We start from the raw sequence: 10417 nt of genomic DNA, 5'->3' as shown, positions 1-10417 counted from the left end.
ATGGTCGCCAGGGGCGGCCGGGTCACGAGTCACCCCGGACGGATGACCGGCGCCTCCCACGTTGCCCCGGTCCGCGCCCGGTACGCGGCCACGGCGTCGTCGAGCGTGGGGAAGAAGTGCGCCGGGTCGAGCGGTGCGGTCAGCCCGTACCGATCGAGCTTGCGCCGGACGGGATCCTTGAGCTCGGCGAAGACCAGCGCCGTCCCGCGGGCGTCGAGCTCGCGGTCGAGCGTCTCGAGCATGTCCGCGGCGGTCGTGTCGACATCGGTCACGGGCTCCGCCGCCACCACGATCCACCGGGGCGCCGGCTCCCGGCGGGCCACCCGCCGGACCTGCTCGCGGAAGACCCGGGCGTTGGCGAAGATGAGCGGTGCGTCGAAGCGGAACATCACCAGGCCCGGCAGCCGCTCGGCGTCCGGGTACGAGCGCAGGTCGTGGTAGCCCGGCACGCCGTGGGGCCGGCCCAGCTCCGCCTGGTACGGCCACCACAGCCGGCGGAACACGTTCAGCACCGACAGCCCGACCGCCACGCCGATGCCCGGCAGCACCCCGAGCAGCGCCACGCCGAGGAACGCCACGATCGACACGAGGAACTCGAGCCGGCGCCGGCGCCACAGCCGGGCGGTGCCGGGGATGTCGGCGAGCGACAGCGACGCGGCGATCACCACGGCGCCGAGCGCCGGCTGCGGCAGGTCACGCAGCAGCCCGGGGGTGAGCAGCAGCATCGTGAGGATGAGCGCTGCGCCGACCAGGCCGGTCAGCTGGGTACGGGCGCCGGACTGCTCGGCCACCGCGGTCCGCGAGCCGCTGGTGCTGACCGGGAAGCCCTGGAAGAAGGCGGCCGCGACGTTCGCCGCGCCGATGCCCTTCATCTCCTGATCGGCGTGGACCTCCTGCCCCGACCGGGAGGCGAACGACGACGCGGTGGAGATGGTGTCCGTCAGCGACACGACGGTGATGCCGACCGCCCCGATGAGCAGCGGCACCAGCTGTGACCAGGACGCGTGCGGCAGGGTCAACGGCGGGAAACCGGGCGGCAGCGGGCCGACGAGCTTCACCCCGCGCTCGCCCAGGTCGAACAGCCAGGTGGCGGCGATCGCGGCGGCCACCGCGGTCAGCACCGCCGGCACCTTCGGGAGCCAGCGCTGCAGGACGACGATGACGCTCAGGGTCATCAGGCCCACCGCGACGGCGGCCGGGACGGCGTCGCCCGCGGCCAGCCCGCGGACGAAACCGGCCGCCTCGCTGACGAGCCCATGGCCGTCGACCGAGAATCCGAACAGTTTGGGCAGCTGTCCCACCAGGATGGTCAGCGCGAGGCCGTTCATGTAGCCGATCTGGGTCGGCTTGGACAGCAGGTCGGCGATGAAGCCCAGCTTCGCGATGCCGGCCGCGGTCATGGTCAGGCCGACCATCAGCGCGAGCATCGACGCCAGGCCCACCGCCACGGCCGGGTCACCGCCGGAGCCGGCGATCGGGACGATCACCGCCGCGATCATCGGCCCGAGCGACGAGTCGGGACCCACCACGAGAATCCGGGAGGCGCCGAACAGCGCGTAGCCGAGCAGACCGAACACCGTGGTGTACAAGCCGGTGATCGGCGGCAGCCCGGCGAGTTCCGCGTACGCCATGCCCTGCGGGACGAGAAGGGTGGTCAGCACGAGCCCCGCGACGAGGTCCTTGGCCAGCCAGCCACGCCGGTACTCCGTCACGGCTCGGATGCCCGGGACCCAGCGGTACGCCATCCGCTTCCCGTCCACGGCGCCTCCTCCGACCTGCCGTCAGTCCCACGGCCAGTCAGTCACGGGCGTCCCCTCACAGCCTCATTCCGAGCGAATGAAGCCGCCCGGCGCGACGCTCATCCACCTCGGATGAGGCATCGCCAGGAGGCTCGCGGCAGCATCGGCGACGGGCGTTTCCCGCCCTTCATTCCCTCGAGGAGAGGAGAGCCAGCCGATGGCCATCGGTCCGGTCCAGATGATCGTGCTCGGCTTCAATCACCCGAACTTCCAGGGCGAGGTCATCGCCGAGCTGGAGAAGCTTCGCAAGAGCGACACCATACGCGTCATCGACGCGCTCGCCGTCTACAAGGACGCCGACGGCGAGATCGAGGTCGAGCACCTGAGCAACCTGTCGACGGAGGAGGCCGTCGAACTCGGCAGCAAGATCGGAGCCCTGGTCGGGCTCGGTATCGAGGGCGAGACCGGCATGGTGGCCGGTGCGGCGGCCGGCGCGCAGGTCGCGGCGGAGCAGGGTGTGCAGGCCTTCACGGACGAGGACACCTGGGACATCATCGCCGAGATCCCCGACGACACCGCCGCCGCGCTGCTGCTCATCGAGCACCACTGGGCCGTGCCGCTGCGCGACGCCATCGCCCGGGCCGGCGGGTACCGGATCGGCGACGGCTTCATCAGCCCGCTCGACCTGGTCGGCATCGGTCTCGTGACCGCCGAGGAGGCCAAGGAGCTGCACGACCTCGAGACGGCCGGTCGCCGCTGAGCGGCGCGGCCGGCGCAGAAGGAGGTAAGGACATGTTCGGATCCCGCCGGGTGGCCCGGCGCACAGCACGGCGCACGGCGCGGCGGGTGGCCCGGCGCCGCCGCCGCTGACCACCACCCACCACCGGATGCAGCCGGATCCACCGGCCGGCTGCATCCGCTTCTCTGCAGCCGGGCTCCCCTGCAGCCGGGCACGGTTTCGACAAGGACCAGGAGTGGATCGTCATGACCGACAGCAAGCAGGCTCCGGCCGCTCCGCGGCAGTCCTCGCCCGCACCCGCGCACAGAAGTGCCGAGCCCAGGGTCTCCACCGGCTGGCTCGGCTGGGTGCTGTTCATCGCCATCCTGCTCTGCGGCGCCGGCGTCATCAACGCCGTGCAGGGGCTCGTCGCGCTCTTCGACGAGTCCTTCTACCACTCGCCGTCGTCGGGGCTGGTGGTCGACGTCAACTACGCGGTGTGGGGGTGGGCGCTGCTGATCCTCGGCCTGACGCTGATCGCCGCCGGCGCCGGCGTCTTCCTGGGGTACGGATGGGCACGGGTCGTCGGTGTCGTGGTGGCGGCGATCAACGCGCTCGTGAATCTCGGATTCGCCACGGCCTACCCGGCGTGGACGATCCTCGCGGTCGCCTTCGACCTGTCGGCGATCTACGCGCTCGCGGTGCACGGCGGCGAGGCGAAGCTGCTGCGGGTCTCGCGGAAGTGACGGATCGCGGCGGCCGCTCGTCATCCCCGGCCCGGCGGCAGAAGTCACCGCACGACGTGCAGGAGGCCACCGCCGCAGGCCTCTACGGCATCATCGTGAGCGCCGCCGTCATGGCCGCGTCGCACGCGCCCACGGCAGCGGCGACCGTCTTCGCGGTACTGGCCACGCTGTCGGTCTACTGGGCCGCGGAGCGCTACGCCCGGATCGTGGCCGAACGTATCCACGAAGGACATCATCCGCGCTGGGAGGCCGTACGCGCCCAGCTGACGACCGGCGGGGAGATGATCACCGCCTCGTTCGTCCCGCTGGGTGTCCTGGTCGCCGCCTGGCTGCTGCGGACCGATCTGCGGGCGGCGATCATCTCGGCACTGGTCGCCAGCACCGTCCTGCTCTGCATGGCGGGCTGGCGGATCGGCAGCAACGGCCGGTTGTCCGTCGGTGAGAAGCTGGTCTCCGCGGGCGTGTCCGGACTGTTCGGCGTTGCCATGATCGTTCTGAAGGCCGTGCTGCACTGACCGGAATCGGGGCCGGACGGACCGGCTCAGGGCTTTCTGCCGCTCGACACTCCCGGGCCGGGGTCGTGACCGCTGGACGGCCGGACAAGCCGTGCCGCCGCGGCCGGCTCGCCGACCGTCGTGGGCGGCTGCCGGGCGTGCGCGCCGTACCGGGCCGCCCAGGGTCCGGCGGTCAGGCCGTGAGCCACCACGCTGAGCAGCACGGTCAGCACGATCGCGGCGACTGCCGGAGCGGCGCGCTCACCCAGCTCCTCCACCGCCATCAGCGCGAACACCACCGAGGCCAGCCCGCGCGGACCGAACCAGCCGATGAAGAGGACGGTACGGCCGCCGAGGCGCGCGCCGATCAGGCTCACGGCGACCGGGACCATCCGTACGGCGGTCAGGCTGAGCACCGCGTACAGCAACAGCGCGAGGTCGACCCGCCCGTAGAGCGACGGCACCGCGAAGGCCCCGAACAGCAGCCAGACCAGCAACGACGCCAGGCCGGCCGTCTCCTCGACGTAGAACACCTCGCGCGGTCCGCCCCGCCCGGCGACGTGCCCGAACGCGATGCCACCCGCGAACGCGGCGACGAACCCGTTGCCGTGCGCGGCCACCGCTGCCGTGTACGCGGCCAGTGCCAGCGCCAGCACCGCCGGTCCGGCGAAGCTGTCATCGGTCCACCCCCGCCGTACGGCTGCGCGCAGCAGACCGCCGCCGCCCGCACCGGCCGCCGCGCCGATCACTGCGCCGCCCAGCAGCTGGAGGACCGCCGTGACCACGGTGTGGCCGGCATCGTCCGGAACCGACGCGGCGCCGGTGAGCGCCAGCAGGACGACCGGGGTGACGATGCCGTCGTTCAGCCCGCTCTCCACGTTGAGGATGCGCCGGATCCGCGCCGGCACCGCCGGGTGGGTGATCACGACCGCACCCAGCGCGGCGTCCGTCGGGGCCAGCGCGGCCCCCACCAGCAACGCGTACCACGGCAGCGACGCGCCCAGCAGTGCCCACGCGCCGGCCGCCCCCGCCACGACGGTCAGCGGCAGGGCCAGGGCGAGAAGCCGCCCGTACACCGCGGAGTCACCGCGCAGCTCGCGTAGCCCGACCCGGGCGGCATCGGAGAACAGCACCCAGGCCAGCGTGACCTCGGTGAGCACGGTGACCCCGGCGGCACCGGCATCGGTGTGCACGGCCGGCGCCAGCAGGATGCCGACCCCGACGAACGCGATCGGGGCGGTCACGTCGGCGCGCTCCAGCCGCGCCGAGAACGCCCCCCAGGCGAACACGACGGCCGCTACCAGCGCCAGAGCGCCCACGGTCAGGCCTCGTCTCAGCGCTCGGCGCCCTGCCCTCTGACCTTCGCCCGCAGGAACAGGGCCAGCACCACCTCGGAAAGCCCGACGATCAGACTGCTCATCCCGGTCAGGAGCACCAGCGTCGTCAGGGAGACCTCCGGCATCAGGACGAAGACGGCTCCGACGGCCATCGAGAGCAGACCCACGCAGATCAGTCCCCAGCGGGCCGCGCCGGTGCGCTGCAGGCCGAGGACCACCTCGGCGATCCCGCTCAGCAGCCACGTGGTCGCGAACAGCAGGGCGAGCACGGTCAGGCGGCTGACGAGGTCACGCAGGCAGATCAGACCGGCGATGAGCACCACGACGCCGACGATGCCGGAGAGCAGGTGGTGCGCGATGCTCGCCCGGCCTGGCAGGAAGGCGCCGATGATCCGGGCGATGCCGGCGGCGAACAGCCACACCCCGGCCAGCGCCGCCATGACCCGCAACGACACATCGGGCCAGATGAGCACGGCGGCGCCGAAGACGACCCCGAAGATGCCGCTTGCCAGCAGGGTTCCCCACGGCACCGGGACCGACCGGAGCTCCGCGGCGAAGCCCGGCTGTGCCGCCATCGCGCCTGCATCGACGTCAGAGTATGTCTCGCTCATGCCTGCCTCCTCCGGCGCCTCAGCACGTGCCCGACATGGCATCCCCGAGCGTCCGCACGCTGCCCTGCAAAGTGCTCAGGGAGGTACGGACAGCGCCGAGGTGGGCCGCGTCGGGCGTCTCCCGTGCGGTCGCGACGCTCGCCGACACCTGCTCGGCGGCCGTTCTGACCGCTTGCGCCTGCGACGCGAACTGCGCGGAGGTGTCGTCCAGCAGCCGGCGTACGTCCGTCCGCAGCTGCTGGAGCTGCGTCTTGAGCGCGCCGAGCCCGTTCTCCGCCACGTTGACGTTGCGGACCTGCTCCATCGTGGTCCGTACGGCCGCCAGGCTGTCGCACACCGGCGGCTGGTCCGTGCCGCATCCACCGGCACCGAGCGCCGCGGCCACAGTCACGGCGGCCGTGAAGGTACGCATTCCACTCATGGTTCGACCCTGCCCTCCGCGTTCCCGGCCGTACGTCATCCCAGGGTGAGGACACACCCCGAGGCGCCGGTCCGTCCTCATCCGGACCGGCGCCGTCCCGGGGCGACCCGGTCGTACGCCGGATCGACGATCAAGAAGCGGACGACGTGGACGAGCTCGCCACCGAGTCCGAACGCGCGCCGTTCGCACCACCGTGCAGGGCTTCCTGCAGCTCCGCCTCGGTCTCCTTCGGCAGCGACGACTTGAGCACCGTGCCACCGAAGCGGGCCAGCGCCTCCACGGCCTTGTCCACCGTCACCTGCTCCACCACGAGGAACAGCGCCGACGTGCCGGGCTGCAGCATGTCGCGGACCTGCGCCTGGAATTCCTTGTCGATCGCGCCCTTGGTCATCTTGCCCATCAGCGCGCCCAGTCCCGCGCCGACCGCCATGCCCAGCACCGGGATGAAGAACAGCATGCCGAACAGCAACCCCCAGAACATGCCCCACGTGGCACCCCCGCCCACCGCATGGTGGTTGGTGGTCACATGGAACTTGCCCTCCCGGTCGCGGATGATCGCCGCGATCGCATCGGGCTGGATGATGAGATCCTTCGCCAGACGTTGCGCCTCCAGCGACGCGGCCGTCGCGGTCGTCTCATCGGAGTAACCAATGGCGACGAGTGTTGCCATGATCCGTCCACATCCCTTCGTTGATCCGCACCGCCGGTCGCCTCCCGGCGTCCGACCCAGTCAGCCACGCCGGCCTCCGCCCGGACTCATTCCGCACGAATGAACCTCCGCCGCCGCCGGGTCCGGGGGACGGGGCTCCGCGCGTACGGGATGCGGGCGGGAGTTCCGCCCTTGCTCCCCCCGCCACGCGTTCATCCGCGGCGGGTGGGGCGGCGCAGGCGCTCGCCGCCGCATCGTGGCGGGATGACCACCCTGGATCCAGGATCCGACGGCAGGCTCTCAGGCGTCCGTTTCCCGCAAGTGCCGCGAGGGCTGGTGCTGTGGCAGGACACCGTGGTGGGCGCTGCGTTCGCGGCCGAGGAGGCGACGGCGGGACTGATCGGCCGCCTCCGCCGCGCGGCCGGGCGCCGCCCGCAGATCGTCGACCGGTTCGCCGGCCGGGGCGCCGCAGAGCGGGAGCGCTGGCGGCGCCGCGCCGCGGAGACGACCGAGGCCGCGGTGACCATGCTGGCGCGGTCCCCGCTCCTCGACCGGATCGTGGACGACCAGCTCCAACGGGTGATGCGACCGGTCGTGCACGCCGTCCTCGACGACGTCCTCCTGCTGCTCGAGCGCGAACCCGAGCGGATCCGGACGCTCGTCCGGGGCCAGCGCGAGACCATGGTGGACGAGCTGGTCGGACGCCTGCGGGCCGGCGCGGTGGCCGGCGACGCGGCGGTCGACCGGATGACGTCGCGGGTGTTGCACCGCAGCCCGGCACAGCAGCCGCCGCCCGCGTCCGGGCCATGAGCTCGCGGGCGGCGCCCGCCGGGCCGGTCAGCCGGACCGTCGCCTACCTGCTGGACACGCTCGTGGTCAGCGCCTTGTTCACCGGTGGCGCCGCGGTCGCCGCCATGATCACCTCGGTCGTCGGCGTCCGGCTGCACGGAATGGTCCTGGCCGTCGCCTCCGCCTGCCTGATCGTGCTGCCCGCGATGCTCGCCACGTACAGCGCGCTGTTCTGGTTCCTCGCCGGCCGGACCCCGGGGATGGCCGTCCTGGGACTGCGGGTCGTCCCCACGCACTCGCGCCGGCTGTCCCTGGTAGCGGCGCTGCTGCGAGCCCTCGTGCTCGCGTACTTCCCGATCGGCGCGCTGTGGGCCCTCGTGGACGGGCGGTGTCAGGGTGTCCACGACAAGGTGGCCCGGACCTCGGTGGTCCGCGTGCCCCCGGCGCCGGGGGTCAGCCGGCCCGCGGGAAACGCCGCACGGTCCCGGTCCGCCATCCGGTCCCGCTCTGCCGGCGCTCCTCGACGACGACGGCCGAGGCGTCGACGCGGATCACCGTCCACGAGCGGCCGGTCCCCCGGGTACGCCGGCTGACGGCCGTACCGGCCACCACCTCGATCGGCCGGTGGGCCGTGGCGCCGAGTTCCATCCGGCCGGTTCGGAAAACGTGGGTGTGTCCGGCCAGGACCAGATCGACCCGGGCGCGTGCCAGGGCCCGCAGCAGACGGTCGCGGCCGACGAGCCGTTCGAGTCCCGTGGCCCGCGGCGGGTGGTGCAGCGCCAGCAGCCGGACGGCGCCGGCGGGAGCGGATCCGAGCACCGAGACGACGGCCTCGCTCTGCCGTCGCGACACGCGACCGCTCTTCCACCGCCAGCGCGGTGTGGTCTGCAGCCCGAGCGCGGTCAGGCCGGGCAGTCGCAGCACCGGGTCCAGCTCGGGCAGGATCAAGCGCTGATACCGCCGGTACGGCGCCAGCACCCGCTCGACGCTGACCAGCGGCACGTCGTGGTTGCCGGCCACCACGAGCAGCGGCCCGGGCAGCCGGTCGAGGAACTCCCGGGCCCGGCGGAACTGCCCGGCCCGGGCCCGCATGGTCAGATCCCCCGTGACCACCGTCAGCGTGGGCGCCACGGCGGCGACATCGTCCACGACGGACGCCACCGCCGCCGGGTCGTGGGCGCCCAGGTGCAGGTCCGACAGGTGCGCCACGACGTGCCGAGCACCGGCGTCGAGCATGGCCGCCTCCGTCGCAGTGCTCGAGGACTGCCGGGCATTCTGCCGTCCCCCGGGCGTGCCCGCCCTCACCTCGGCCGGGTGAGGCCACGCGAGACGCCGGACGGCCGCGTACGACCCGGCGAGGCGAGCCGCCGCGAACGTCACTCAGCCGGGATGAGCCGCCTCGCGGGCGCCGCGGCTGAAGCTCGAGGTCCGGCGTGAGAAGGGAGACACGATGGCCGCGTCACCACCCCCGGCGGACATCGCGGCGGCGTACGAAGCGGCGATGCGTGAGCTCACCGTCCTGCGGCGGGAACGGGCCGCGCTCGCGCGCAAGCTGACGTCCGACCTCGATCTGCGCCCGTGGCAGGTGGAACTGCTCAAGCTGCAACGCCACCTCGAGGCCGAGGGACTGCGGATGATCGTGCTGTTCGAGGGACGGGACGCGGCCGGCAAGGGCGGCGCGATCCGCCGGGTCACCCGGTACATGAACGAGAAGCACTACCGGGTCGTCGCCCTCGGCCGGCCTACCGAGGAACAACGCTCCCAGTGGTACTTCCAGCGGTACGTGGCCCAGTTCCCGGCCGGCGGCGAGATCGTGCTCTTCGACCGCAGCTGGTACAACCGCGCGATGGTGGAGCGGGTCTTCGGGTTCTGCAGCCGCAAGGAGTACCAGGACTTCCTGCAGGGTGTGACCGGTTTCGAGAAGGACCTGGTACGGCAGGGCACGATCCTCGTGAAGCTCTACTTCAGCGTCACCAAGGAGACCCAGGCGCGCCGGTTCGAACGCCGGATGACCGACCCGCTGCGCCAATGGAAGCTGAGCGAGATCGATCTGCAGGCGCAGAGCCGCTGGGACGACTTCACCGAGCGCAAGTACGAGATGCTGCAGCGCACGAGCACGAAGACGGCACCGTGGCTCATCGTCCGCGCCAACGACAAGCAGCTGGCCCGGCTCAACACGATCAAGGTCATCCTCGGCGCGGTCGACTACAAGGAGTGCAACACCGGTCTCGATCCGCGTCCCGATCCCCGGATCGTCGTCCCGGCCCGCGAGGAGATCGCCATCATGCAGGCCGAGTTGCGCCGCGTCGGCAGGTTCACGGGGTGACACCGTTCACCCACACCGGATGAGGTACGCCGGTCACCGCCCCGGCGACGCTCGACCGGACGCGGCAACGCGCCGCGCGAACGAGGAGGACGCCATGACGGCCATGTACCAGTCCGCCACTCCCCCGTCGCGGCCCGCGGTCAACGCCGGCCGGCTCTGGGCCGGCGGCGCGGCCACCGCGGTCGTGGCCGCGCTCATCGCGATCGTCGGCATCCTCGTCGGCCGCGGCCTGTTCGACGTCGACGTGCTCGCCCCCAAGGGCGCCGGCGTGTGGGGCGACGCCAGCACCGGGTGGTACGCCCTCGGCGCGGCGCTGCTCAGCCTCGCCGCAACCGGCCTGATGCACCTGCTCCTGCTGTTCACCCCCCGGCCCATGCTCTTCTTCGGGTGGGTCATGACGCTGGCCACGATCACCGCGATGCTGGCGCCGTTCATCACGGAGAAGGACCTGGGCTCCCGGCTGTTCACCGCGGGCCTGAACTTCATCCTCGGCGTCGCCATCGGCTCCCTGGTCGCGGGATCCGCGCACGCGGCGGGGCGCGCCACCCCGGTCACGCCGGCACCCCGGCCCTACCGCTGAGGTGATG

General features: G+C 72.4%; 12 protein-coding genes and 1 pseudogene. 7 read left to right on the top strand and 6 right to left on the bottom strand.

The annotated features are described in order from the left end of the window. Positions 1 to 29: 29 nt before the first annotated feature. Entirely contained in the window at positions 30 to 1760 is a 1731-nt protein-coding gene (sulP, locus tag AB0K03_RS00475; protein WP_364678344.1) for a sulfate permease, read from the bottom strand. Positions 1761 to 1956: 196 nt separating this feature from the next. Here sulP and AB0K03_RS00470 point away from each other — a divergent pair, with 196 nt between their 5' ends. The 3 genes from AB0K03_RS00470 to AB0K03_RS00460 all read left to right on the top strand — a co-directional run bounded on the left by AB0K03_RS00470 (position 1957) and on the right by AB0K03_RS00460 (position 3718). Next, positions 1957 to 2499, top strand: a complete 543-nt coding sequence (locus tag AB0K03_RS00470; protein WP_364678341.1) for a hypothetical protein — start codon at positions 1957 to 1959, stop codon at positions 2497 to 2499. Positions 2500 to 2723: 224 nt separating this feature from the next. Continuing rightward, on the top strand, positions 2724 to 3203 hold the full coding sequence (locus AB0K03_RS00465; protein WP_364678338.1) for a DUF7144 family membrane protein: 480 nt from the start codon (positions 2724 to 2726) through the stop codon (positions 3201 to 3203). Next, a complete protein-coding gene (locus AB0K03_RS00460; RefSeq protein WP_364678336.1) occupies positions 3200 to 3718 on the top strand; it encodes a hypothetical protein in 519 nt (172 codons plus the stop codon). The genes AB0K03_RS00465 and AB0K03_RS00460 overlap by 4 nt, the downstream gene beginning before the upstream one ends. Before the next feature lie 26 nt (positions 3719 to 3744). Here the strand turns inward: AB0K03_RS00460 and AB0K03_RS00455 are convergent, their stop codons facing one another. The 4 genes from AB0K03_RS00455 to AB0K03_RS00440 form a co-directional block, all read right to left on the bottom strand. Beyond that, positions 3745 to 5016 carry a cation:proton antiporter gene (locus tag AB0K03_RS00455; RefSeq protein ID WP_364678333.1) on the bottom strand — a complete coding sequence of 424 codons (1272 nt, stop codon included), beginning with the start codon at positions 5014 to 5016 and terminating at the stop codon, positions 3745 to 3747. Between the two features lie 14 nt (positions 5017 to 5030). Continuing rightward, entirely contained in the window at positions 5031 to 5645 is a 615-nt protein-coding gene (locus AB0K03_RS00450; RefSeq protein WP_364678331.1) for a DUF308 domain-containing protein, read from the bottom strand. A 19-nt stretch (positions 5646 to 5664) separates the two neighbouring features. Then, positions 5665 to 6057 carry a hypothetical protein gene (locus AB0K03_RS00445; protein WP_364678328.1) on the bottom strand — a complete coding sequence of 131 codons (393 nt, stop codon included), beginning with the start codon at positions 6055 to 6057 and terminating at the stop codon, positions 5665 to 5667. A gap of 139 nt (positions 6058 to 6196) precedes the next feature. Beyond that, positions 6197 to 6736 carry a DUF1269 domain-containing protein gene (locus tag AB0K03_RS00440; RefSeq protein ID WP_364678325.1) on the bottom strand — a complete coding sequence of 180 codons (540 nt, stop codon included), beginning with the start codon at positions 6734 to 6736 and terminating at the stop codon, positions 6197 to 6199. 243 nt (positions 6737 to 6979) lie between these two features. Here AB0K03_RS00440 and AB0K03_RS00435 point away from each other — a divergent pair, with 243 nt between their 5' ends. Further along, complete coding sequence (locus AB0K03_RS00435; RefSeq protein ID WP_364678323.1) at positions 6980 to 7525, top strand: hypothetical protein; 546 nt, start codon at positions 6980 to 6982, stop codon at positions 7523 to 7525. Further along, positions 7522 to 7908, top strand: a pseudogene (locus AB0K03_RS00430) (RDD family protein); the annotation flags it as partial. The gene AB0K03_RS00435 and the pseudogene AB0K03_RS00430, both read left to right, overlap by 4 nt. Positions 7909 to 7957: 49 nt before the next feature. On the opposite strand, the gene AB0K03_RS00425 reads toward AB0K03_RS00430, so the two are convergent. Further along, positions 7958 to 8740, bottom strand: a complete 783-nt coding sequence (locus tag AB0K03_RS00425; RefSeq protein ID WP_364678320.1) for a metallophosphoesterase — start codon at positions 8738 to 8740, stop codon at positions 7958 to 7960. Positions 8741 to 8954: 214 nt separating this feature from the next. Here AB0K03_RS00425 and ppk2 point away from each other — a divergent pair, with 214 nt between their 5' ends. Both ppk2 and AB0K03_RS00415 read left to right on the top strand, forming a co-directional pair. Continuing rightward, complete coding sequence (gene ppk2 / locus AB0K03_RS00420; RefSeq protein ID WP_364678318.1) at positions 8955 to 9830, top strand: polyphosphate kinase 2; 876 nt, start codon at positions 8955 to 8957, stop codon at positions 9828 to 9830. Positions 9831 to 9924: 94 nt separating this feature from the next. Beyond that, complete coding sequence (locus AB0K03_RS00415; protein ID WP_364678315.1) at positions 9925 to 10410, top strand: DUF6069 family protein; 486 nt, start codon at positions 9925 to 9927, stop codon at positions 10408 to 10410. The last annotated feature ends 7 nt before the right edge of the window (positions 10411 to 10417 follow it).

The organism is Actinoplanes sp. NPDC049316, assembly GCF_040677315.1.
Taxonomy (GTDB): Bacteria; Actinomycetota; Actinomycetes; order Mycobacteriales; family Micromonosporaceae; genus Actinoplanes.
The sequence above is the reverse complement of the archived record's forward strand: the minus strand, read 5'-3'. Positions and strand labels throughout refer to the sequence as shown.

Bases quoted from the DNA above. Each gene is read 5' to 3' on its own strand.
- AB0K03_RS00470 (WP_364678341.1), top strand. From the start codon at position 1,957: ATGGCCATCGGTCCGGTCCAGATGATCGTGCTCGGCTTCAATCACCCG.
- AB0K03_RS00465 (WP_364678338.1), top strand. From the start codon at position 2,724: ATGACCGACAGCAAGCAGGCTCCGGCCGCTCCGCGGCAGTCCTCGCCC.
- AB0K03_RS00450 (WP_364678331.1), bottom strand. From the start codon at position 5,645: ATGAGCGAGACATACTCTGACGTCGATGCAGGCGCGATGGCGGCACAG.
- AB0K03_RS00445 (WP_364678328.1), bottom strand. From the start codon at position 6,057: ATGCGTACCTTCACGGCCGCCGTGACTGTGGCCGCGGCGCTCGGTGCC.
- AB0K03_RS00440 (WP_364678325.1), bottom strand. From the start codon at position 6,736: ATGGCAACACTCGTCGCCATTGGTTACTCCGATGAGACGACCGCGACG.
- AB0K03_RS00435 (WP_364678323.1), top strand. From the start codon at position 6,980: ATGACCACCCTGGATCCAGGATCCGACGGCAGGCTCTCAGGCGTCCGT.
- AB0K03_RS00425 (WP_364678320.1), bottom strand. From the start codon at position 8,740: ATGCTCGACGCCGGTGCTCGGCACGTCGTGGCGCACCTGTCGGACCTG.
- ppk2 (WP_364678318.1), top strand. From the start codon at position 8,955: ATGGCCGCGTCACCACCCCCGGCGGACATCGCGGCGGCGTACGAAGCG.
- AB0K03_RS00415 (WP_364678315.1), top strand. From the start codon at position 9,925: ATGACGGCCATGTACCAGTCCGCCACTCCCCCGTCGCGGCCCGCGGTC.